Source organism: Mycobacterium sp. D16Q16 (assembly GCF_002013745.1).
Classification (GTDB): domain Bacteria; phylum Actinomycetota; class Actinomycetes; order Mycobacteriales; family Mycobacteriaceae; genus Mycobacterium.
Map to the genome: position 1 here is coordinate 100,889 of NZ_MAEY01000014.1, position 23,213 is coordinate 124,101.

Sequence of the window (23,213 nt, forward strand, 5' to 3'; positions counted from 1 at the left end):
CCGGTCAGCCGTGTTGGAGGGAGGCCCGCCCTGCCGCTGTGAGGTCACCGAAGAGGCGTAAGCGGGCCAGCCCACCGTCGGGGTAGATGTCCAGGCGGACGTCGGTGACGGGCTGCTGACCATCCAGCAGAAAACGGTGCCGGGTGTCGGGCTGTAGCGGGGTGCGCGGCAGCAGCGGGACCCAGTCGCCCTGGGCGCTCAAGCCCTGCAGCCCCGCGGCGCCGGGGCTGTTGCCCACGAAATACGAGGTGTCGATCTCAGCCAGGCGCAGTACTCCTTCACCGGCGAGCCGCACCTGCACCCAGTCGTTGGCCCCGTCGCGGCGGCGGGCGGTCTCCCAGCCGTCGCCCATCACCCGCGCGACACCGGGGAACAGCAGATTCTGCGGTGAGCTGTAGAACCGGTTGGAGCAATCGGTCACCAGCCCGCCGTTCTCGATGGCGGCCAGGTCGAACTGGCCGGCGTCGAGGAATCGCGGGTCGGGCCGGCCGTGACCGTGCACCCGCAACCGTGCGACACCGCCGTCCGGGTGCATCGTCAACCGCACGTGTGTCCACCGCTGCGTCGAGTCAACATCGAACACGTTGCGGGTGTCGCCGTAGACCTTCGTACGCCCGATAATGCTGTGCCAGTCGGTATTCCGCGCGACATCGTCCGCAGGCGGGTACCCCTCGATCTCGGCGGCATCGACCGATATCTCCGGCGGGTAGTTGCCCTTGAACCACGCGGTGTCGACGACGATGCCCGCGATCACACCGGGGACGCCCAGCCGGACGATGGCGGCGTCGTGGCCGGGCTCGCCCGCGGGGTCGCGCCGGCGCCGGGTCTCCCATCCGTCGTACACCTGTCCCTTGTGCCCGAAGGTCGCGGGCCGGTAGTCCGCGGGGCCGGGCTTGATCAGGTTCTCCTTCTCGGCGAAGAGGTCGTCGTTGGCCCAGATCACCGCTCCGCCCAGGGATCGCAGCGCCAAGTCGGGCAGCATCGTGAAATCGGGCAGCCCTGCGGGTGTATTGCTGGTCATTGCTGGTCGGTATCTCCTGTTGTGGTGCGTTGCACGAGTTGGTCCAGTACCGCGCGGTCGCATCCGGGGGCGACGGCGGCGACCTCGTCGGGGGAGTAGGCGCCGCAGTCCAAGCCGCGCAGTATTCCGGCGGCCAGCGCCTGCGCCGTCGCCGGTTCGTCGACGATCGCGCCGCCCTGGCGCCGCAGGTAGGCATCGATGCGGGGCCCGGCGGTGGCCAGCGCCCGCTGGTGGAATGCGTAGGTGGCCAGCCACCGGGTGATCAAGTGCCCGGGATGCATGTCCCAGCCTTGCCAGTAGCCGCGTTCGAGGGCGCGGGTGACCAGCCGGTGGTGTCTGGTGATCGCGGCGGCCTGCTGTTCGGGGGTGCCTTCCGGGATCACCTGGGTGGAGCCGTCGCACACCCAGACACCGGTCTGGGCTGCGGCGGCCAGCATCACCGCCTTGGCGTGATCGGCCACGGGATGTTCCAGCGACTGGTGTTCGGCGGCGATCCCGCAGGCGGCGCTGTAGTCATAGGTTCCGTAATGCAATGCGGTGAGGCGCCCCTGCCCAAGGTGGATGGCCTGAGCCAGGGTGGCGGTGCCGTCGGCGCCTAGCACTGCTTGCGGGCTTTCGATCTGAAGCTCGAAACGCAGTGAACCATGGGGTAATCCGTGTACCCGCTCGAGTTCGTCGAACAGACGCAGGGCCGCCTCGACCTGAGCCAGCGCGCGAAATTTCGGGATGGTGGTGACGAATCCGCGCGGCACCCCCGACGCGCCGTCCAGCACCAGTTCCAATGTGCGCACGCTGCGCCGCAGGTGTTGGGAGGTCAGGCCCTTGATCCGGATACCCAGTACGGCAGGAGGATTCGCCGCGATCGACAGTGAGCGCAAGGTGCGTCCTGCCGTGCGTGCGTCTGCGTCCTCGGTGCTGTCCGCGCGCCAGCCGTAGCCGTCCTCGAAATCGAGCCGCAGGTCCTGAATCGGGTCGGCGGCAAGCCTCTCCCGGACGCGGGGGAGGACTCCCTGTGTATCGAGGGCCGCGAGCGCTTGCTCATGGCGCCCGGCGAGCTCGAGTGCTGCGGCACCCCACTGTTCGGGGGTCTGGACGTCGGCCAGCGCCGCGCTGACGTACGCGGTGTGGATTGGTTGCGGTTCGCCGCGGCCATCGGGGTACGCAGAGGCCAGCTCGGCGTCGAGACCGGCCACCAGCTCTGCGATAGGAGCCAGCCAGTCGGGACCATCGGCCTCTGGCGGGTGGGACGTAGAAGCCGCTGACACGGGTCCCATGCTCGCAGACTCGCTGCGGCGGCGCTCAGGCGTGTGCAGCTGGGGATTCCTCCTCGGGCTCGTCGGCGACCTGTTCACCGGCGAGAACCGCGCGCATGCGGTCCTTGTCGAGTTGGCCTTCCCAGTTGGCGACCACCAGCGTCGCCACGCAGTTGCCCAGCAGATTCACCGAGACCCGCATCGAGTCCATGATCCGGTCGGCGCCCAGCAGCAGGGCGACGGCGGCCACCGGGATGGCCCCGTGGCCTATCGCCGCCACGGTCGCCGAGAGCGCCAGGAACGATGAACCCGGCACGCCTGCCATGCCCTTGGAGGTCAGCATGAGCACCAGCACGGCGGTGATCTGCTCGCCGATGCTGAGGTCGACGCCCAGCGCCTGCGCGAGAAACAGCACGCAGATCGACAGGTACAGGGTGGCTCCGTCGAGATTGAAGGAGTACCCGGTGGGAATGACCAGTCCTGTAGTCGTCTTGGAACACCCCGCGTGATTCAGCTTGGTCATGATGCGCGGCAACACCACCTCGGTGGAGGCCGTGCCGAGGGCCAGGAAGAGCTCGTCCTTGATGTAGACGACGAACTTCGACAGGTTCACTCCCGCGAAGAGCCGCGCGATCACCGCCAGAACCCCGATGAACAGCAACGCGGCCACGTAGCACGCGGCGATGAGCTTGCCGTAACTTCCCAGCGAGCCGATCCCGTATTGGCCCACGATGTAGGCCATGGCCCCGAGCGCCCCGAGCGGTGCCAGCCGCATGATCCACCCGATGATGGTGAAGAAGATGTGACTGAGGTGCTCGATGAATTCCAGCACTACCGGTGGTCCCGATTCGCCGAACTTGGCCAGCGCCAAGCCGAAAAGTACGGCGAAGAACAGCACTTGCAACAAGGCGTTCTCGGCGAAGGCCGAGACAATGGACGAGGGGATGATGCCGAGCAGGAACTCGACGGTGTGTGGCAGTTCGCCATTGTTGGTCTTCTTGGCGATGGCATCGGCACCTGTCGCCAGCGTCCCGGCGTCGATGTGGAACCCTGCCCCCGGCTTGGCAAGATTTCCCACCAGCAGACCGAACAGCAGCGCGAAGGTGGTGACCGCCTCGAAGTAGATGAGCGCCTTGACGCCGATCCGTCCGACGGACTTGAGATCCCCGACGTGCGCGATGCCGAGGACGACCGTGCAGAAGATGATCGGCGCGATGAGCATCTTGATCAGCTTGATGAAGCCATCCGCTAACGGGCGCAGGTCGGCACCGACCCCGGGCCACTGCCAGCCGATGAGCACACCCGCGACGATGGCGGCCAGCAGCTGGACGAACAGCGACCGGTACCAGGGCGGCTTGTTCGCCAAACGCACCATCTCGCTGGCGGGTACCTCGATCGCGGCCGTCATGGGCGCGACCGTAACGACGGTCTGTTTAACGAATGTGAACGCGGGATGCAGTGCGTATTACGCGGACGGCGGTCATGAGGTTCGATAGGACTATGAGCTTCGCCGCGCCCGATGCCACGGCGGATGTCGTTGCCGGCGCGGTACTCGCGGCAGGAGCGGGCACCCGCTACGGCATGCCGAAGATCCTTGCCGAGGAAGGGCGCTGGCTCGCGCTCGCGGTGAAGGCGCTGGACCGTGGGGGCTGCGACGAGATCTACGTGACGCAGGGTGCCGCGCACGCCGACATGCCTTTTCCTGCACGGGGTATTGAGGTTCCTCGGTGGCGCGACGGTGCGTCCGAATCGGTGCGATCGGTGCTGGAACTGCTGCGCTCGAGAACGGATGTGGCGGGAGTCCTTATCCATCTGGTCGACCTGCCGTCCGTCGGACCGGAGGCGGTACGTGCGGTGCTGCGCGCAAGTGAGCACCGGCGCTCGGCACTGGCCCGTGCGACATTCGCGGGTCGTCCCGGGCATCCGGTGTACATCGGTTCGGAACATTTCGGCGCCGTGCTGGGCGCACTGGTAGGTGACCGGGGGGCCGGGCCGTACCTGAGCACACGCTCCGATGTGATCGAGGTGCCGTGTGATCACCTCGGCGACGGCGCCGACCAGGACTACCGGCCATAGGTCACGTGTGCCGGGACGTAGCGCATGCCCAGCAGGTAGATGCCGAAGCCGATTCCGGCACCCACGAACCAGGTGAAGCTCGCCAGGTATGCGCTGCCCCAGACCACCATCGCGATAGCTGTGAGCGCCCCGACGACAGTCGCGGCCACCGCCACTGGGTTGACCCCGCCGCGGTAGTAGTACGCGCCCGCCGGGGACAGGGTGAAGAGGTCGTCGACCTCGATGGTGCGGTTGCGCACGATATAGAAGTCGGCGATGAGGATTCCGAAGAGCGGGCCGATCACCGCGCCCAGGGTGTCCAGCGTGTAGTGGATGGTGTCCGGGTTGTTGTAGAGATTCCAGGGGGTGATCAGGATCGAGCCGACCGCCGCGATCATGCCGCCGGCCCGCCAGCTGATCCGTGTGGGGGACAGGTTGGAGAAATCGAAAGCGGGCGAGACGAAGTTGGCCACGATGTTGATGCCGATGGTGGCGATCGCGAAGGTGAGAACACCCAGCACTGCCGCGGTGGTGTTGTCGATCTTGTCCACGATCAGCACCGGGTCGGTGATGATGGCGCCGTCCTCGCCGCGGCCGATGACCGTCGCCCCTGCCGACACCGTGCACACCGCCAAAACCGCGAAGAACAGAAAGTTTAACGGCAATCCCAGGAAGTTGCCGCGCTTGACCTCTTCGAAGCTGCGCCCGTACCGCGAGAAGTCGCCGAAGTTGAGCATGGGCCCCGAGAAGTACGACACCACCAGCGCGATTGCGCTCAACACAGTCGCCACCGCGGCGAGCCCGGTTTTCGGCGGACCCGACGCCAGGCCGAAATGCACGTTCTCCCAGCCGGCCGCGACGACGAGATAGAGCGCCAATGCCAGCATCACCGCGTACACCGCGGGCCCACAGAAGTCGATGAACTTACGAATCGCCTCCATGCCGTTCCAGAAGACGGCGGCCTGCAGCACCCACATCAGCAGGAAGCCGCCCCAGCCGAGGAGCGATAACCCGAGAAAGCCGTACTCGCCGGCATTGCCGTAACGACCCAGGGAAGGCTCGAACTTCACCGCCAGGAGTACGAATGCCGTGGAAGCCAAATAGGTTTGGATGCCGTACCAGGCGACGGCGATGAGGCCCCGGATCACAGCGGGAAGATTGGCGCCCCGCACTCCGAACGCGATGCGGGCGGTCACCGGGTACGGCACGCCGGCCTGCTGGGAAGGTCGTGACACCAGATTGCACAGCCAGTACACCGCCACGATGCCGATCGTCAGTGCCAGTAGCACCTGCCAGGCTGAGATTCCCAGCGCGAAAAGACTTCCCGCGAAGACGTAGCCGCCGACACTGTGGACATCGGACATCCAGAACGCGAAGAAGTTGTAGCTGGTCCAGCTCTGCGCCCGCAGCGGGGCCAGATCGCCGTTGGTCAACGCCGGGTCGTACCCGGGTTTGATCACGCTGTCGCCGGCGGCGCTGTGCCCGCTGGCGGGAGCGCTGGCGTCAGCCGTGAGTACGCCGGTCACGTAACCTCCTGCGAATGGTCGACCAGCCAGAAAAGCTGGTGACCCGAAGTTAAGTGGTCGGTGTTGCCATCGTGTTGCGCAGAAACAATATTTTCCCAGGCCAGAATTGCTCCACCGGAACGTGATTCGATGCGGCAAATCGGGCGGCCTACTATCGTGCCCACGATGGCTCATAACGAGACTGGACAGGCGACACCCCGCGATATGGTGGGTTACGGGCGCACGCCACCGCACCCGCGGTGGCCCGGTGAGGCCCGCATCGCGGTGCAGTTCGTGCTCAATTATGAAGAGGGCGCCGAGAACAACGTCCTGGATGGATCGGCGGCCTCGGAGACATTTCTGTCGGAGATGGTCCCGGCCGAACCGTTCCCGAACCGGCACATGAGCATGGAATCGCTGTACGAATACGGTTCACGCGCCGGGCTCTGGCGGGTGCTGCGGGTTTTCGAGCGCCGGGGCCTACCGCTGACGATCTTCGCCGTGGCGCGGGCGTTGCAAGGTAACGCGGAGGCGGTGGCGGCGTTTGGCGAGCTCGGGCACGAAATTGCGTGCCATGGGCTGCGGTGGCAGTCCTACCAGCTGGTGTCCCCGGATATCGAGCGTGAGCACATGGCGCAGGCGATCCAGATTCTGCGTGATCTCACCGGAGCCGCCCCGTTGGGTTGGTACACCGGCCGTGACTCCCCACAGACCCGGCAACTGGTGGTCGAGCACGGGGGATTCGCTTACGATTCCGACTCTTATGCCGATGACCTGCCGTACTGGGTGCGGGTACCTGCGCACGGCGCTAGGGTCGAACACTTGGTGGTGCCCTACACCCTCGACACGAACGACATGCGTTTCGCCTCACCGGCCGGATTCCCTAGCGGGGAACAATTTTTCACGCATCTGCGTGATGCCTTCGACTGCCTGTACGCCGAAGGGGAGGCGGGCAGTCCGAAGATGCTATCGGTAGGCCTGCACTGCCGGCTGGTGGGTCGGCCGGCGAGGACAGTCGCGCTGGAGCGGTTCCTCGATCATGTGCAGGCTCATGAGGGGGTGTGGATCGCCAAACGCATCGACATCGCCGAACATTGGCGCCGGGTTCACCCCGCGGATACCGAACCGAACGAGTCCATCAGTCCGGCATAGGGTTTGATTGGCGGTGGGGCGAACTCGCCCCGTCCTGACTTGCGCAGGCCCATGGATACCAGCGACTGCACCAGGTTCACCGCGGCTGCCACACCATCGATCACCGGTAGTCCGATCTCGGCGGAGATGTCCCGGCACAGCCCGGCCATTCCCGCACAACCCAGCACAATCACATCGCTGCCGTCATCGCGCGCCGCGCATCGGCAGTGCTCGACGAGAATGTCCTTGGTCTTGGGGTTCGTTTCCAGGTCCAGTACCGCGATATCGCAACCGTGCACGCCCCGGCAGAAGCGGGACATCCCGTAGCGTTCGGCCAGGTCCCACGCGCGGCCGGTGGTGCGTTCCAACGTGGTGACCACGCTGAACCCCCTGCCGAGGTGGCTGGCCATGTGCATGGCGGCCTCGGCGATGCCGACCACCGGACCGGCCGCCAGTTCCCGGGCGGCATCAAGCCCGGGATCTCCGAAGCAGGCCAGCACGTACCCTTCGGCACCTTCGGATTCCGCGCGGCGGATTTCGGCCAGCACACCGGGCACACTCAACGCCTCGTCATAGTGGCTCTCTATCGAGACCGGCCCCATCTCCGGGTTGACCGCGCTGATGCTGGTTCCCGGCCAGGCCGCTGATCGCGCCACCGCTTCGATGGCCTTCGTCATGGCCTCGGTGGTGTTGGGATTGATGACGCGTATGCGCATGGCCGACAGGGTACGTCGGCCGCGACGCACGTGGGGTGTGGCGTTGTCGTGGCCGCCGCGTCATGAAACGTTCGCGTTAACTCTGTGTCGCCAGCGATGGCAGCCGGGCACGACCGCTGACAAGATCGAGGTTCGGCAGACGGCGATGGAGGGCGAATGTCACGTACGTTCCGCTACCGGAGGCTGATCAACGAGCTGCGCGCCAACCGGTCCGGGCATGACCAGACGAGCGTGCTCGACGGGTTGCGGCGGGCCATCCTTGATGGTGCCGCGCCGCCAGGTTCCATGATTCCCATCAGCGAGGTAGCCGACACCTACCAAATCAGCCCCATCCCGGTCCGGGAAGCACTCAAGACCCTTGTCGCCGAAGGGCTTGTCAACCATCGGGCCAATGGGGGCTACCGCGTGGCTCAGCTCACGCTGCCGGAGCTTCGCGAGATCTACTTCACCCGAGGCGTTCTCGAGCGTGCCGCGCTCGCACAGGCGGTGGCGCTTGCAACGCCCGAGGATCTGGATCGCGCGCTGGCCGAACATGAGCTGCTGCAACAGGCAACCATTGAAGGCGATGCGCGGGCATTTCACCTACATTCCCGTCGTTTTCACCGCGCACTGGTGATTCCCTGCGGCATGCACCGCCTCTTGCACATGTTCGAGGCCACCTGGAATCTGACCGAACCGTTCCAGGTGATGCGGACGGTTTCCGCGTCGGATCAGCTGCAGCTACACGCCGATCATGAGGCGATGATCACAGCGGTGGCAAGGCGCGATACCGAGGCTCTGCTGGCCGTCGCAGCCACCCACCACGACCGCTTGGAGTCGGTGATAGTCGCTGCCGCAGGACAATTGGACGTGATCGCGGAGACGTAGCGTGGTGACCCGCCGGGAAGATATAGACACCCGGCAACCTGGCCGCAACACGGTCGATCTAGCGTCGCTTCGGCGGTCGGCAAGTAGGCGCGGGCGCACCGAGGCAGGGAGGTTCTGCGATGAGGAGAGTCCATCCCGTCGACGAGGTGCCCTCTGCGGGCAAACTCGTCACTCTGGGCATCCAGCATGTGATCGCGTTCTATGCCGGCGCGGTGCTGGTGCCGCTGCTCATCGCGCGCGCCATCGACCTGGACGCCGAGGCGCTGACCATGTTGATCACCGCAGACCTGTTCACTTGCGGTATTGCCTCGATCCTGCAGGCGGTCGGGTTCTGGAAGATCGGCGTGCGGCTGCCGCTGCTCCAAGGGGTCACCTTCGCGACCCTGGCTCCGGTGATCAAGATCGCCAACGACCACGGCGGCGGCAGGGTGGGACTGCTCACCGTCTACGGCGCTGTCATCGCGGCGGGCGCCTTCACGTTTCTCATCGCGCCGTTCTTCGCCCGCCTCATCCGCTTCTTCCCGCCGATCGTGACCGGCTCGGTCATCACGATCATCGGGGTGTCGCTGCTGCCGGTGGGCATCGGTGACGCCGTCCGCAACCCGCACAGCCCGGTCGCCGCGCATGATCCAGGAAACGGGCGCTGGCTCATGTACGCGGTGGGCACCATCGTGCTGATCGTGCTGATGCAGAGGTTCTTCCGGGGCTTCTGGAGCACCATCGCGGTGCTGCTGGGTCTGGTTGCCGGTACCGCCATCGCCTGGCTTGCCGGTGACACCGATTTCACGCGGGTGGGTGAGGCGGGCTGGATCGGCTTCACCTCGCCGTTCGCATTCGGTGCCCCGCGCTTTGACGTTATTGCGGTGGTGTCGCTGATCGTGGTGCTGATGGTGACCGCTGTCGAATCCACCGGCGCGGTCTTCGCCACCGCCGAGATCGTCGGCAAGCGGGTGCGCGGGGCGGATATCGCCGCCACGGTGCGCGCGGACGGCATCGCCACCATGATCGGCGGCACCTTCAACTCGTTTCCGTACACGGCGTTCTCGGAGAACGTCGGGCTGGTGCGCCTCACCGGGGTCAAGAGTCGTTGGGTGGTAGCGACCGCCGGGGTGATCATGATGGTGTTGGGTGTGCTGCCCAAGACCGCCAAGATCGTGGAGTCGATTCCGGCTCCGGTGCTAGGCGGGGCCGCGATGACTTTGTTCGCGACGGTGGCGGTCGTCGGCATCCAGACGCTGGGAAAGGTCGATTTCAACGACCACCGCAACCTGATCATCGCCAGTACTTCGCTGGCCATGGGGATGTACGTGCAGTTCTCCCAGTCCTCGGGCCCGTCAACTGTCCTGGACCACGGGCGCGGTATCGCGGTTCCCGCGCTCCCGGGAATCGACCAGGCAGTACTGGGGCTACTGCAGATCCCGTTCAGCACCGGCATCACCATGGGCGCCATCACCGCGATCGTCTTGAACCTGCTGTTCTTCCACACCGGCAGCCGTGGCCTGGCGGTGGCTGGGGGAGGCGCCATTCGGCTCGCGCAGGTCAATGAGATGACCCTCGACGAGTTCCGCCACACGTTCGGCAGCCTGGTCCAGGACGTGCACTGGGTGGTGGATCGCGCCTACCAGCAGCGGCCTTTTGCCGACGCACACGATCTGCGCAGCGCATTCCAGGAGGCGATGCTCACCGGCAGCGACGAGCAGCAGCTCGAACTCATCAGATCGTTCCCCGATCTGGGTGCCGAGGACGAAGCTGGGGAGATGGCAGCCGTCGACCACACCATCCTGCAGACCCTCGACGAGGGTGAGCTGAACAATGTGGTGAGCCTGGCCAGCGCCTATCGCGAGCATTTCGGTTTCCCGCTGGTGATCTGCGCACGAGAGACCGAGCGGTACGAACGGGTGCTGCGCAACGGGTGGAGCCGCATGGAGAATTCGACAACCAGCGAGCGTTCCTTCGCTCTCATCGAGATCGCGAAGATCGCCAATTACCGGTTCGATGATCTGGTGGCCGACGCCAATCCCATCACGGCTGCCCGCTTCGGGCGTTACGAGGATTTCCATGCGGCGCGTTGACTGGCGGGGAATCGAGAGCTTCAACGAGCTCACCGATAACCAGGCGATCCACTGGCTCTACGAGTGTTGCACCTCGCGGATATGGGCGGTGCGGGTGGCGTCCGGGCGCCCCTTTCGCGATGAGGAGGCGCTGTACAACCGGGCGGACCTGATCCTGGCCGAGCTCACCGACTCCGATCTGGACGAGGCGCTCGACGGGCACCCGAGGATCGGGGAGCGGCCCGATAACGCGGCCTCGCGCCGGGAGCAGTCCGGCGTGGCCGGTGCCGAGGCCACGGTGTTGGCCCAGCTCAAGGAAGGCAATGCGGAATACGAGAAACGTTTTGGCTACGTGTATCTCGTGTTTGCCAATGGCAGGCCGGCCGGGGAACTGCTGGCGATCTTGCAGGAGCGGCTCAAGAATGACCCCCAGAATGAACGCCGCGTCATGAGAATGGAATTGGGCAAGATCAATCGCAGTCGCCTGGCGCGGATGCTGGGCCCGGCAGGCAGGCATGCCGATGACATCGAGACGGAGGACGGATCGTGACGGGTTTGAGTACCCATGTACTGGACGCGGTCTCCGGGCGGCCGGCGCAGGGTGTGCGTGTGACTCTGCTGGACACCGCGGAGTCTCTGGTGGCCAGTGGTACAACAGATTCCGACGGCAGGATTGCCGATCTTGCTGGGACAGTGCTGACCGCCGGTACATACCGGCTGGTGTTCGACACGGGAACCTGGTTCACCGACAACGCGATCGATGGGTTCTATCCGGAAGTGATCATTAGCTTCCGGGCGGCCGGTAGTGGGCACCTGCATGTCCCGCTGCTCCTGAGCCCGTACGCCTACTCCACCTATCGCGGCAGCTGAGAAAGGAAAGCATCGATGGCAATCGTCCTCGGAGGCAACCAGTACGGCAAGGCCGAGAACCGAGTCGTCCGGATCTACCGGGACTCTCCGCGCCATGAGATCAAGGACCTCAACGTCGGTAGCGCGCTGCGCGGGGACTTCGCCGCCGCCTACACCGATGGCGATCAGCGCAAGGTGCTGCCCACCGACAGCCAGAAGCAGACCATCTACGCCTACGCCAAGGAAAAGGGCATCGAGACCATCGAGCGATATGGTCTGGACCTGGCGTACCACTTCGTGGACGAGTATGAGCCGGTAACCGGCGCGCGCATTGAGATTGACGAATACGCCTGGGAGAGGGTCCTTGTCGATGGGCGCGAACATGATCACGCCTGGGTTCGTAAGGGTCAGGAGGTGCGCACCGCCGAGATCACCGTCGAGGGTGTGGGTGCGGCGCAGCGGACCTGGGTGATCGGCGGTCTCAAAGACCTTGTCGTCCTGAAGTCGACGGGATCGGAGTTCCACGATTTCCTCGAGGACAAGTACACGGTCCTGCAGCCCACCAACGACCGGGTGATGGCCACCTCACTGGTGGCCAAGTGGCGCTTCGTGGGTACCGAAGTCGACTGGGACCAGACCTATCTCGGAGTGAAGGCGCTCATTCTTGAGCGGTTCGCCACCGTGCACTCGCTGGCCCTGCAGCAGACGTTGTACGAGATCGGCAAGGCGATCCTGGAGGCTTATCCGCTGATCGCCGAGGTCCGGCTCTCGGCACCCAACAAACACCACTTCGTGTACGACCTGTCACCGTTCGGGCTGGAGAACCCCAACGAGGTCTTTCATGCCGATGACCGCCCGTACGGGCTGATTCAGGCCGTCGTGACCCGTGACGACGCACCGGAGGCCGGGCCGGCCTGGGATCCACATCTGGCCTGGCTGGTCTAGCTGTCGCGGTTGAGGTAGCCGGTGATATCGCGCCCACGTACTCGCACCGAGCTGATGGCCGGCTCGCGCAGCCCCATCAGCAGGCGGAACAGCGTCTGCTCGGTGGCCAGCTGCTCGTCGTCGGATCGGATGCCGTGGGAAAGGTTGTCGGCCAACGGTTCCCATCGGTGCGGGTCGATGATCAGGAAGTCCGCGTCCTTGCCCTGGTCCAGGTTGCCGAACGTGTCCTCGCGGTCCAGCGCGCGTGCCCCGGCAAGCGTGGCGGTGAACAGCAGCTCGGCGGGGTGTAGAGATACCGCAGCCGAAGCCGGTTCGGTCATATGGACTTTGAAACAGTCGTTCAGTACGCGCGTCAACAGCCATTCGTCGCCACCACCCACATCGGTGCCGAGAGCGACGTTGACTCCACTGCCGACGGTGCGGCGCCATGGCATGGTCCCGGAACCCAGGAACAGCTGGGAGGTGGGGCAATGTGCGATGGAGGTTCCGGTTTCGGCCATGCGGGCCAGTTCCGCGTCCTGGCAGTGCACGGCATGGGCCAGAATGCTTCTGCGGCCCAGCAGGGTCGAGCCGCCCTTGCGGGAGCCGGGCAGAAAATGACCGTCATAGGTATCCAGGTAGCTCCCGACCCCGTATGCGGACAGGGTGGCATCCACCTCGCCGGTGCCCGGCCGGGCGTTCTCGTTGAGGTGCGAATGGAAGTAGACACCCGTATCCCGCACCTCGTCATAGAGCTCGCCGAGCGCCGCGAGGGTGCCGGGCGCGACGGACAGCGAGAAGCGGGGCACCAGTGCCACATCCGTGAGGGAGTCGCCGTGCCAGCTGTCGATTTCGTGGGCGCACAGCCGGATTGCCTGCTCGGTCGTGGTGAGCAGCGGCGTGGCGCTGTCGGGCCCGGTGGTCTGCACACCGCGTCCGCTGACCATCCGCAGGCCCGCGGCGCGGGTCGCCGTGAACAAGGCGTCCTGGGCCTGAGGAAAGGCCGAGCCCATCACCATCGCGGCCGTGGTTCCGGCGGTGATCCGGCGGCGGCAGAAGGTTTCGGCAGCGCGCTGTGCCAGCACCGGGTCGGCCAAGCGGGCCTCGGCGGGAAAGATGCAGCGCTCCAGCCACTCCAACAGTTGGCCGCCGCCATAAGAATCGGTGCAATAGGTCTGCGGGAAGTGCATATGGGTGTCCACGAAACCGGGCAGCAGGAATCCGGGGCGATGATCGTGCACGGGCCACGCGCAGTAGGTCTGGGGCAGTTCGGGGTAGGTGCCGCAGTAGGCGATCACACCATCGATGCCGACTGCCAGCGCTCCATCGGGTATCGACTGCAGATGCGCGGCCGCATCTGCCACGCCGGGGGAGCCCGCGATGTGGAAGATGTGCCCGCGGTAGACGGTGGCTGCAATCGGGTGCATCGCACCATAGTGCACACCACGTGTCATATCCGCAGCCCGAAGTGCGGCAGCGAGTCCGGCCGATGAGCTCAATCACTTTGATCGAGAACGTATTCGTGGCCACGGTCGATCACGACGGGCGTGAGCTTGACGGTGCGACTGTCGTCATCGATGGCCAGCGGATCGCCGCGGTATTGCCGGCCGGAGAACAGAACCCGTGGCGGACACTGGGTGGTGCCGAACGTGTAGATGGTCGTGGTTGTCTACTCACACCGGGATTGGTGAACACCCACCACCACCTCTATCAGTGGATTACCCGCGGACTCGCCGCCGATCACACGCTCTTCCAATGGCTTACCGCGCTGTACCCGGTGTGGGAGGGTATCGACGCCGACAATCTCTACGTAGCGGCACAGGGCGCGTTGAGCTGGCTGGCCTTATCGGGATGTACCACCACGACCGATCATCACTATGTATTTCCTTCTGGTGCAGGCGATCTACTGGAATCTGAGATCGAGGCAGCCAGGCAAGTCGGGCTGCGCTTCGACCCGACCCGGGGTTCAATGGACTTTGGACAGTCCGCCGGGGGCTTGCCCCCGGACAGTCTGGTGGAGTCGATCGACACAGCTTTGGAGGCCAGCGCCGCGGCCGTCGCCCGCTGGCATGATCCGGCGCCAGGCTCCATGGTGCGCATCGGTCTGGCACCCTGCTCGCCCTTCTCGGTGAGCGGAGATCTCTTGCGCCAGTCAGCGCTCGTGGCTCGCGAGCACGGTGTCCGGATGCACACCCACCTGGCCGAGACCCAGGACGAAACTGACTACTGTGCCGAGCGGTTTGGCTGCAGCCCCATCGACTACATGGAACAGCTGGGCTGGCTGGGCCCCGATGTGTGGTTCGCGCACGGGATCCACTTCGACGATGCGGCCATTGCCCGCCTGGCCGGCACGGGCACCGGCATCGCGCACTGCCCGACCTCCAATGGGCGCCTGGGCGCCGGTATCGCCCGCACCCGGGAGCTGCTGGCGGCTGGGGTGCCGGTGGGTCTGGGGGTGGATGGTGCGGCCTCCAATGAGTCGGGACGGCTGCTGGGGGAGGCGCATCAGGCACTGTTGTTGGCGCGTGCTGTCGGAGGGCCTACGGCGCTGAGCACCCGCACCGCGCTGGAGTTGGCGACACTGGGCGGGGCTCGCCTGCTGGGCCGCGCCGACGAGATCGGCTCGATTGAGGCCGGTAAGTGCGCGGATCTGGTGCTATGGGATCTGCGCACGCTGGGCCACAGCGGCATCGATGATCCGGTGGCCGCTCTGATGTTGGGTGCGGTACCGCCGATCAGGTGTTCCTGGGTGAACGGGCGACTGGTCGTCAGAGATGGGGAGATGCTGACGGTGGATACCGATCGGATCGCGGCCGCGGTGCGGGCGGCGCATCATGGATTGATGGGCAGGGTTCGCTGATGGATCTGCACACCATCGACTCGGTGCTGATTCCGCGAGAGCGCGCAGATCTCAGCGGCCTCGGAGCGCAGGACGGCGTGCTGGCGGGCGGAACCTGGCTCATGAGCCAGCCGCAGCCGGAGTTGCGGCGGTTGGTGGACCTGGCCGGCATGCGGTGGCCCGATGTGGTGGTCGATGCGGGCGGCCTGCAGGTCGCAGCCACCTGCAGTATCGAACGCCTCATCAACGCCTCCTATCCGCCGCACTGGAGTGCGACCGTCCTTTTTGAGCAGTGCGCGCGTGCGCTGCTGGCCTCATTCAAGATCTGGCGTGCCGCGACGGTCGGAGGCAACATCTGTCTGGGTCTGCCGGCGGGAGCGATGATCTCGCTGTGCGCGGCCCTGGACGCCCAGCTGCTCATCTGGCGCCGCGACGGCACCGACGAGCGTTGCGCCATCACCGAATTCGTCACCGATGTCAACGAGACGGTATTGCGAGCCGGTGATGTCCTGCGCGCCATCGCCTTTCCCGCTGCGGCGCTCACGCAACCGACAGCGCTACGCAAGCTCGCGTACTCTGCACTGGGCCGCTCCGGTGCGCTCGTTACCGGCAGGCTCGACGGCCACGACATTGTGCTCGGAGTCTCCGCCGGAACGCGCAGGCCGATCGTGCTGCGCCTCCCGGCCGATCCGGAGGGTGTATTCGAGGCCGCTGCGGGCATTCCCGGCTCGGAGTTCCACACCGATGCCCACGGCACCGCTGATTGGCGGCGCGCGGTCACCGCGCAGCTGGCCCGCGAGGTCGCTGAAGAACTGACCGGAGGGCGCCCGTGAAGGTCAACGGCCAGATCATCGACACCAGCCCACGGCCCGGGCAGTGTCTGCGCACGTTCCTGCGCGAGCACGGCCACAGCGAGGTCAAAAAAGGCTGCGACGCCGGTGATTGCGGCGCCTGCACGGTGTTGGTGGACGGTGCCTCGCAACACTCCTGCATCGTGCCCGCACATCGGGTCACCGATGCCGAGATCCTCACCGTCCGCGGTCTCGGAGAAGAACATGACCTGCATCCCATGCAGCGTGGATTCATCGGTCATGCGGGTTTTCAATGCGGATTCTGCACCGCCGGAATGGTGTTGACGGCGGCGACGCTCACCGAGGATCAGACCGGGGATCTGGGAAACGCGTTGAAAGGCAATCTGTGCCGGTGTACCGGGTATAGGCCCATTCGCGCCGCAATCTGTGGTGTCGCACCACCGAAGGGAACCGTCAGCGCTCCGGCCGCCGCGCGGGTGGTCACCGGTACCGAGCCGTACACCATGGACCAGCTGCCCGCCGGTGTGGGACATATTGCGGTACTGGGCAGCCCGCACCCGTCGGCCCGCATCATCCGGATTGACATCGCCAAGGCCCGCGCCCTGCCGGGGGTGCGCGCGGTGCTGTGTTATCGCGACGACCCCGGGGTGCCGTTCTCCACCGCGCGCCACCATGAGCGCAGCGATGATCCCGACGACACACTGGTTTTCGACCGTGTGCTGCGGTTCGCGGGACAGCGCGTCGCGGCGGTAGTCGCGGACTCGTCGACCATCGCGCACCGGGCGCTCGAGCACATCGAGGTCGAATACGAGGTACTGCCGGCGGTATTCGATCCCGAGCTGTCGCAGCAACCGGGCGTGCATCGGGTGCACGGAGATAAAGGGGCCAGTGCCAGGATCGCTGACCCCGCCCGCAATCTGGTGGCGGAGGTGCACGGTGAGGTCGGCGATGTCGAGACGGCGGTGGCCCGTGCGGGGGAGTCTGGTGCGGTGGTACGCGGCAGCTGGCAGACCGCCCGGGTACAGCATGTCCACCTGGAGACGCACGGCTCGGTGGGGTGGCAGGACGAGCGCGGGCGCTACGTTCTGCGCACCAGCAGCCAGGTCCCGTTCCTGGTCCGCGACGAGCTCTGCCATATCTTCGGGCTTACGCGTGAACAGGTTCGGGTGTTCGCGCCGCGCGTCGGCGGCGGGTTCGGCGCCAAACAGGAGATGCTCACCGAGGACCTCGTGCTGCTGGCGGTGCGCGCGACTGGCGCTCCCGCCGTCTACGAGTTGACCCGTAGCGATCAGTTCACCATCGCGCCATGCCGCCACCCCATGCGGGTGGACGTGATCGCCGCGGCGGGCCTCGACGGCGTGTTGACGGCGCTGGCCGTGGATGTGCTCTCCGATGCCGGGGCCTACGGAAACCACAGCGTGGGTGTCATGTTTCACGGGTGCAACGAGTCCATGGCGCAATACCGTTGCGCCAATAAGAGAGTCGATGCGCAGGCCGTGTATACCAACAACCTTCCGTCCGGTGCGTTCCGCGGCTACGGGCTGGGGCAGGTGCTGTTCGGGATCGAGTCGGCCCTCGACGAGCTATCCGGTGAACTCGGTATCGACCCGTTCGAGTTGCGGCGCCGCAACGCCATCGTCCCGGGAGATGCCTTCGTCAGCTGGGAGGTGGAGGAGGACGACCTGGAATTCGGCAGCTATGGGCTGGACCAGTGCCTGGACCTGGCGCAGCATGCGCTGGCGCGGGGCGCGGCCGACCCGGCGCGCAATGGGTCGGACTTACCCGAGGACTGGAAGGTGGGCGAGGGTATGGCCATCGCCATGATCGCGACCGTGCCGCCGCGCGGGCATGTGGCCGATGCGCGTGCCGAGCTGGACGAGCGGGGCCGCTACCGGATCTTCGTGGGCTCGGCCGAATTCGGCAACGGCACCACCACCGTGCACGCTCAGCTCGCCGCCGCCGTGCTGGGGTGCGCACCGAGTCAGGTCGAGGTTCATCAGGCCGATACCGATGCGGTGGGCCACGACACCGGGGCATTCGGATCGGCGGGCACCACAGTCGCCGGACTGGCCGTGCACCGGGCGGCGGAGCTGTTGCGGGACAAGATTATCCGGTTCGCCGCGGAGAAGCTGGCAGTACCGGAATCGCGGTGTGTGCTGGGACCGGATGGAGTGCGGCTCGGCGAGGATCTGCTGAGACTGGCCGATATCGCGGACTCGGCGCCGCAGCCACTGGCGGCGCTGGGACGCCACGAAGGCACACCGCGGTCGGTCGCGTTCAATGTCCAGGCGTTCCGGGTCGGGGTGCATCCGGACACCGGCACCGTGCGGATCCTGCAGTCGGTGCAGTCCGCCGATGCCGGGGTGATCGTCAATCCGCAGCAGTGCCGTGGACAAGTGGAAGGCGGTGTCGCGCAGGCCATTGGCTCGGCACTCTACGAAGAGATCCTGGTGCGCGACGGCGTTGTCAGCACGGCGACCCTGCGCAACTACCACATTCCGCAGCTGGTCGATCTGCCCGATACCGAGGTCTACTTTGCCGACACCTACGACACATTGGGGCCGCTGGGGGCCAAGTCGATGAGCGAGTCCCCGTACAACCCGGTGGCGCCGGCGTTGGCCAACGCCATCCGCGATGCTGTCGGGGTGCGGATGCACCGCCTACCGATGAACGCGGCGCGAGTGTGGCGGGCCATCAATACATCCGGGGCGGGAGAGCCCTCATGAAAGACATACTCGGCGATCTGGTTCGCCTGCTCCAGACCGGTGGCTCTGTCGCGCTGGCCCGCGTGGTGGAGGTCAGTGGTGCGGCTCCGCGCGAGCCCGGCGCCGCCATGATCGTGACGGCCGATTCGGTAGTCATCGGGTCGTTGTCGGGTGGCTGCGTGGAGGCGGCGGTCATTCATACCGCGCGTGAAGTCCTGGAGACCGGCCTGTGCGTGAGCGAGCGGTTCGGTATCGACGACGGTATGGCGGCCGGACTGACGTGCGGCGGCGAGATCGAAGTTGTCACCGAAAGTGTTGGTGCCGACAGATTGCCGCTGCTGCTCCGATTGCGCAGCATGACCGAGGCGGGGGAGCCTGCTGCCGTGGTGAGCACGCTATCGGGGATTCCGGAATGGGCCCTGGTGCGCGCGGGCGAGCCGGCGCCGTGGCCGCAGATCGATGGTGATATCGCGTCGCTGGTGCGGGCGGGGCGCAGCGCGGTGGCAGGTGCCGATCGCTGTGAGCCCGATCAATCCGCGCTGCCGCGCGTGTTCGTCCAGGCATTCGGTGTGCCCCCGCGGATGATCCTGGCGGGGGCCAACGCCTTCGTGCGGGCGTTGAGCCACACGGGGAGCCAGCTCGGCTACCGGGTGACGGTGGTCGACGCCCGTGAGGTGTTCGCGACGCAAACGCAGTTCCCGCACGCCCACCAGGTGGTGGTCGACTGGCCGCACCGCTATCTGCGCGCCGAAGCAGCTGCCGGGCGCATCGATGGGCGCACGGTGGTGTGCGTCCTGACTCACGACCCCAAGTTCGATGTGCCGATGCTGGCGGCGGCTCTCACCATGGTGCCCGTCGCGTTTGTCGGCGCGCTGGGTTCACGACGCACCCACACCGACCGGCTGGCGCGTCTGCGTGAAGAGGGCATCACCGACGATCAGTTGCGGCGCTTACACAGCCCGCTGGGCCTGGACCTCAATGCCCGCACACCCGAGGAGACCGCGATATCCATTGCGGCGCAAATCATTGCGGAGACGTCGGGAGGCTCCGGGCGTGCCTTGAGCGACACCGACGGGCCGATCCACCGGTAGGGCCGTACACGTGGCGTATGTGAAGGCATGCCTGAACGGGGTGCGACGCAAGGACCAGCACCCTGCGATCCCGTGCACCCCGGCTGAGATCGCGGCGGATGCCGCGGCATGTCGCGATGCGGGCGCGGGCGCGGTGCACGTTCATGCCAAGGACGCCAGGGGGTTCGACTCGCTGCTGGCCAGTGCGGTCGATCCTGTGGTTGCGGCCATCCGTGCGCAGTGCCCGGGTCTTCCCGTTGGCGTCACCACTGGCGCGTGGGCTCTGACCGATTCGTCCGCACGCTGCGCGGCCATTAACGCGTGGGCCGAGCTGCCGGACTTCGCCTCGGTGAATTGGCACGAGGACGGTGCGGCCGAGGTCGCCGAGACCCTGCTGGCTCGCGGGATAGGTGTGGAGGCGGGGTTGTGGAACGAGGCGGCCGCGTTGTCGTGGTCGGGCTCGCCGCTTCGCAAGGAGTGCTTCCGTGTTCTGCTGGAGCTGCCGGGCGGGGTCGCCGGCACGGAAGTCGAAGAGCAAGCGGTGCGCATGCTGGCGCAGGTTCGTGTGGCTGGTGCCCTGGATGTGGTGCTGCACGGCGAGGACTCATCGGCATGGCCGGTACTCGACCTCGCGGTGGCGCGAGGGGTTGCCGCACGGATAGGGCTTGAGGACACGCTGCGTCTGCCGGATGGATCGCTGGCCGCAGGCAACGCCGAACTCGTCGCTGCGGCCCGCGCCCGGATGGGGAAGCGCTAGGCCGCCCGCTTCGCCAGCTGCTCCCGGTGCCATCTGCTCTGCGCTGAATGGTGTGCCGAGAATCCCTCGTTGGGGTGGGTGCCCAGCCTGCCGTTGGGTCGGTCGAACTGAACGAATACATCGAGATCTTCTGGGGATAAACTGAAATCGAAGATCTCGAGATTTTCGGTCAACCGGCTGGGCGAGCAGGTCTTGGGGATCACCACATGACCTAGTTCGATATGCCAGCGCAGGATCAGCTGTGCTGGTGTCTTGTTGTGCTTGGCAGCCAGGGCGGCCAGGGGGGAATCCCCGGAGGTACCGATTCCCTGAGCGAGGGGACTCCATGCCTCCGTGACGATTTCGCGGTCGGTGTTGAACTGCCGCAACTCTCGCTGCTGGAAGTACGGGTGCAGCTCCACCTGGTTGATCACCGGCAGCACGCCGGTCGCGTCAACAATGGCCTGTACGTGCTCGGGCTCGAAGTTAGAGACCCCGATGGCGCGAATGTTACCGGCGAGATAGAGCTGCACGATTTGCTGCCAGGCGGTCACATATTGTCCGTGATCCGGTGCAGGCCAATGGATCAGGAACAAATCCACATAATCGGTGCCAAGCATGTCAAGGCTCCGCGCGAAAGCACCTGCGGCATCACAGAAATCGTCCACCCACAGCTTTGTGGTGATGAAGACTTCTTCGCGGGGCACTTCAGAGCGAGAGATGCCGAGGCCGACGCCGCGCTCATTGCCATATCTGGTGGCGGTGTCGATATGTCGGTATCCGGCGTCAAGTGCTTGCCGGACAATGGTTTCCGCCTCGACATCGGGGATGGCGGCGACGCCGAGACCCAGCTGGGGGATGTCGACACCGTTGTAGAAACGAACTTTCGGGACAGTGCATGGTTGCACGACGGACTCCAATCACTCTGCGGCTGAAGGAGCAGTGGAATTGATACCCGGGAGCGACACGTCCTCGTGTCAGTTGAGACGGTACAACTGTCAGTTGAAGTCGGTATCTATGATGCCGATCACAGAATTGCTGTGAACTTGCTGAAATCGCTGAACAGCAAGGGTTTTCGGCGCACGGAAGGCTTTCGGGTTTACAAGATCCTTACGTCGCGAGTATCGCGGTAAGTCCGGTAACGATGACGGATGCGGGCGCTGCGGGGTGTTTATGCGGTGGCGTTGGCTTTGACCAAGCGGGCCACGGATTGGGCCTTGTTACTTGTGGTGTTGCTGTATTCGTGCACCGACACCTCGATGATGTACTGCGATGTCTGGACGGCGGCTCGTTGCGTTTGGCGTGGCGCCAGATGCTGGGGTCCAGTCGATTCGGCGATGATCGCATGCACAAAATCTGGGGAAACGCTTTCCTCTGCAACGCTTTTAACTTCCAGGTTGGTTACCGCGCCCGTCCCGGGGCCCTTTGTGGTGAACGGCTTGTCTTGGCAGCGCCGCCAGCTGGATTCCAGTGTGGTGAACCAGGTTCTGGCACTGTTGGGAGAGTCCATTTCTACTACCTGGATCTCTATTGCGGTTCCTGTACCAGCGCCCCTAATTTTCCAGCGTGTCGACCATTGCTGCTGTATCGCCTGGCGTACGGGAGCTTCGGCGAGTGTGGTGCCCCAACTGGGTAAGGCGACGCCGAGGCACTCGACAGAACTCGTACGGGTGTCCGCGCTATGGGCATTGGCTGCCGCGAGATCGAGTCTTTCGACGCGTGCGTCCGAATGGAGCCGGAGCGCCAGAAGTGAAGACATCTGAGCGTCATCGGGCAGTATCTCTGCGGCCGAGCCAACGTGCCCTTGACCTACGTTCGCGGCGCCGGGAACCACGCACCCAGTCAACAACCCGCCCGCGACGAGCAGGGCACTTAGCTTCACTCCAGCGGCGTGCACCAGCAATTTCTAGTGGGGAAATATCAGATCGTCAAGCCGCAAGAATCGCGAGATTCTTAGAGGTTCAGCTACCGATAAGCCGAAAGGGTGAATGACTTCTTCACTCAGGTGCAATGAGAAATGAACACATGACGGCGAACTGTGTGCAGGAGGCGTATGTGGGTCAACTCACCGACGAGGCAGGCACGCCGCCGGTTAATGGGATCTGAACTACCGATTGACGACTCGGTTGTTATGGCTCACTCTGATGTGATGTCTGGGATGAGTGAGCAGACATTAGTGGCTGCGGTTTAGCAGCGGCTGATGACGAAGTACTCATGGTTGTCGTCTGCGTATGTCTCGGCTGTCGTGCAGAGTGCGCACGCTCAATTCGCAGATTGCCGGGTTCGCGAGTTTGTGCCCTTGCTGGTCGAGTGACGTGCCCGCGTGGAGTTGTCGAAGGCCGGCGCGTCTAGTGCCGTGACGGTGGAGGAGCCCACTGTGTGTCTCGCGTAGCGGGGTATCGGTGGTGTAGGCCGTCGATGAGGCGGTGGGCTTCGTAGAGGTCTTTGCGCATGGCTGACGCCCGGCGGTGGTGATGTCGGTGGGTTGTGCTGTGGCGCGAGGTATGTCGAATGAGGTGTTCTGTCTTGGCCATCGTGGTCGATACCTCGTTGACATGCTCGTAGAGCGATGCCAGGAGTGTCCGGGCTTGTGCCACGGAAGCTTCCTCAGTCACGTGCGTATCCTTGCATCTGGTGTCGACTGTGTACAGATATCTGTCAGGTCCGGCGACAGTGCGT

The 23,213-nt window shown here is 65.3% G+C and carries 21 protein-coding genes; 13 read left to right on the plus strand and 8 right to left on the minus strand.

Annotated elements, in window-relative coordinates:
- Positions 1-4: 4 nt before the first annotated feature.
- The 3 genes from alc to dctA are packed head-to-tail and all read right to left on the minus strand — an operon-like array spanning position 5 to position 3,682.
- Positions 5-1,021, minus strand: coding sequence for an allantoicase (alc, locus tag B4394_RS15480; protein WP_078315605.1), 1,017 nt, complete (start codon positions 1,019-1,021; stop codon positions 5-7).
- The gene (locus B4394_RS15485) at positions 1,018-2,295 is read right to left on the minus strand and encodes a DUF6986 family protein (protein WP_078315606.1); all 1,278 of its coding nucleotides are present in this window, start codon (positions 2,293-2,295) and stop codon (positions 1,018-1,020) included. Before B4394_RS15485 ends, alc begins: the two co-directional genes overlap by 4 nt.
- A gap of 25 nt (positions 2,296-2,320) precedes the next feature.
- Positions 2,321-3,682, minus strand: a complete 1,362-nt coding sequence (dctA, locus tag B4394_RS15490) for a C4-dicarboxylate transporter DctA (RefSeq protein ID WP_078315607.1) — start codon at positions 3,680-3,682, stop codon at positions 2,321-2,323.
- Positions 3,683-3,756: 74 nt separating this feature from the next.
- Between dctA and B4394_RS15495 the strand changes: the two genes are divergently transcribed.
- Complete coding sequence (locus B4394_RS15495; RefSeq protein ID WP_078315608.1) at positions 3,757-4,350, plus strand: nucleotidyltransferase family protein; 594 nt, start codon at positions 3,757-3,759, stop codon at positions 4,348-4,350.
- Here B4394_RS15495 and B4394_RS15500 read toward each other — a convergent pair.
- Positions 4,338-5,855 carry an NCS1 family nucleobase:cation symporter-1 gene (locus tag B4394_RS15500; RefSeq protein ID WP_078315609.1) on the minus strand — a complete coding sequence of 506 codons (1,518 nt, stop codon included), beginning with the start codon at positions 5,853-5,855 and terminating at the stop codon, positions 4,338-4,340. The two genes, B4394_RS15495 and B4394_RS15500, sit on opposite strands and share 13 nt — an antisense overlap.
- A 165-nt stretch (positions 5,856-6,020) precedes the next feature.
- On the opposite strand from B4394_RS15500, the gene puuE reads away from it, so the two are divergent.
- Positions 6,021-6,986 (plus strand): allantoinase PuuE, encoded by a 966-nt coding sequence (puuE, locus tag B4394_RS15505; protein WP_078315610.1) that lies wholly within the window; start codon positions 6,021-6,023, stop codon positions 6,984-6,986.
- Here the strand turns inward: puuE and B4394_RS15510 are convergent.
- Complete coding sequence (locus B4394_RS15510) at positions 6,941-7,681, minus strand: aspartate/glutamate racemase family protein (RefSeq protein WP_078315611.1); 741 nt, start codon at positions 7,679-7,681, stop codon at positions 6,941-6,943. The two genes, puuE and B4394_RS15510, sit on opposite strands and share 46 nt — an antisense overlap.
- A gap of 156 nt (positions 7,682-7,837) precedes the next feature.
- Between B4394_RS15510 and B4394_RS15520 the strand changes: the two genes are divergently transcribed.
- The 5 genes from B4394_RS15520 (at position 7,838) to pucL (ending at position 12,393) form a co-directional block, all read left to right on the plus strand.
- On the plus strand, positions 7,838-8,548 hold the full coding sequence (locus B4394_RS15520) for a GntR family transcriptional regulator (RefSeq protein WP_078310858.1): 711 nt from the start codon (positions 7,838-7,840) through the stop codon (positions 8,546-8,548).
- Positions 8,549-8,667: 119 nt separating this feature from the next.
- On the plus strand, positions 8,668-10,620 hold the full coding sequence (locus B4394_RS15525; protein ID WP_078315613.1) for a solute carrier family 23 protein: 1,953 nt from the start codon (positions 8,668-8,670) through the stop codon (positions 10,618-10,620).
- A complete protein-coding gene (gene uraD / locus B4394_RS15530; RefSeq protein ID WP_078310856.1) occupies positions 10,607-11,149 on the plus strand; it encodes a 2-oxo-4-hydroxy-4-carboxy-5-ureidoimidazoline decarboxylase in 543 nt (180 codons plus the stop codon). The genes B4394_RS15525 and uraD overlap by 14 nt, the downstream gene beginning before the upstream one ends.
- The gene (uraH, locus tag B4394_RS15535; RefSeq protein WP_078310855.1) at positions 11,146-11,469 is read left to right on the plus strand and encodes a hydroxyisourate hydrolase; all 324 of its coding nucleotides are present in this window, start codon (positions 11,146-11,148) and stop codon (positions 11,467-11,469) included. Before uraD ends, uraH begins: the two co-directional genes overlap by 4 nt.
- 15 nt (positions 11,470-11,484) lie before the next feature.
- Positions 11,485-12,393, plus strand: coding sequence for a factor-independent urate hydroxylase (pucL, locus tag B4394_RS15540; RefSeq protein WP_078315614.1), 909 nt, complete (start codon positions 11,485-11,487; stop codon positions 12,391-12,393).
- Here the strand turns inward: pucL and B4394_RS15545 are convergent.
- Positions 12,390-13,799 (minus strand): amidohydrolase family protein, encoded by a 1,410-nt coding sequence (locus B4394_RS15545; protein ID WP_078310897.1) that lies wholly within the window; start codon positions 13,797-13,799, stop codon positions 12,390-12,392. The two genes, pucL and B4394_RS15545, sit on opposite strands and share 4 nt — an antisense overlap.
- A 62-nt stretch (positions 13,800-13,861) precedes the next feature.
- Here B4394_RS15545 and B4394_RS15550 point away from each other — a divergent pair, with 62 nt between their 5' ends.
- The 5 genes from B4394_RS15550 to B4394_RS15570 are packed head-to-tail and all read left to right on the plus strand — an operon-like array spanning position 13,862 to position 20,555.
- Positions 13,862-15,232 (plus strand): 8-oxoguanine deaminase, encoded by a 1,371-nt coding sequence (locus B4394_RS15550; RefSeq protein ID WP_078310853.1) that lies wholly within the window; start codon positions 13,862-13,864, stop codon positions 15,230-15,232.
- Positions 15,232-16,044 (plus strand): FAD binding domain-containing protein, encoded by an 813-nt coding sequence (locus tag B4394_RS15555; protein WP_078310852.1) that lies wholly within the window; start codon positions 15,232-15,234, stop codon positions 16,042-16,044. The genes B4394_RS15550 and B4394_RS15555 overlap by 1 nt, the downstream gene beginning before the upstream one ends.
- The gene (locus B4394_RS15560; RefSeq protein WP_078315615.1) at positions 16,041-18,749 is read left to right on the plus strand and encodes a molybdopterin-dependent oxidoreductase; all 2,709 of its coding nucleotides are present in this window, start codon (positions 16,041-16,043) and stop codon (positions 18,747-18,749) included. The genes B4394_RS15555 and B4394_RS15560 overlap by 4 nt, the downstream gene beginning before the upstream one ends.
- Complete coding sequence (locus B4394_RS15565) at positions 18,746-19,819, plus strand: XdhC family protein (protein WP_078315616.1); 1,074 nt, start codon at positions 18,746-18,748, stop codon at positions 19,817-19,819. The genes B4394_RS15560 and B4394_RS15565 overlap by 4 nt, the downstream gene beginning before the upstream one ends.
- A gap of 10 nt (positions 19,820-19,829) precedes the next feature.
- Positions 19,830-20,555: a 3-keto-5-aminohexanoate cleavage protein gene (locus B4394_RS15570; RefSeq protein WP_078315617.1), complete on the plus strand. Its 726-nt coding sequence runs from the start codon at positions 19,830-19,832 to the stop codon at positions 20,553-20,555.
- Here the strand turns inward: B4394_RS15570 and B4394_RS15575 are convergent.
- Together B4394_RS15575 and B4394_RS15580 are read right to left on the minus strand one after the other, a co-directional pair.
- On the minus strand, positions 20,552-21,442 hold the full coding sequence (locus B4394_RS15575) for an aldo/keto reductase (RefSeq protein WP_078315618.1): 891 nt from the start codon (positions 21,440-21,442) through the stop codon (positions 20,552-20,554). The two genes, B4394_RS15570 and B4394_RS15575, sit on opposite strands and share 4 nt — an antisense overlap.
- A 263-nt stretch (positions 21,443-21,705) precedes the next feature.
- A complete protein-coding gene (locus tag B4394_RS15580; protein WP_078315619.1) occupies positions 21,706-22,431 on the minus strand; it encodes a sensor domain-containing protein in 726 nt (241 codons plus the stop codon).
- Between the two features lie 303 nt (positions 22,432-22,734).
- Here B4394_RS15580 and B4394_RS26040 point away from each other — a divergent pair, with 303 nt between their 5' ends.
- A complete protein-coding gene (locus B4394_RS26040; RefSeq protein WP_502688529.1) occupies positions 22,735-22,848 on the plus strand; it encodes a three-helix bundle dimerization domain-containing protein in 114 nt (37 codons plus the stop codon).
- Positions 22,849-23,213: the final 365 nt, after the last annotated feature.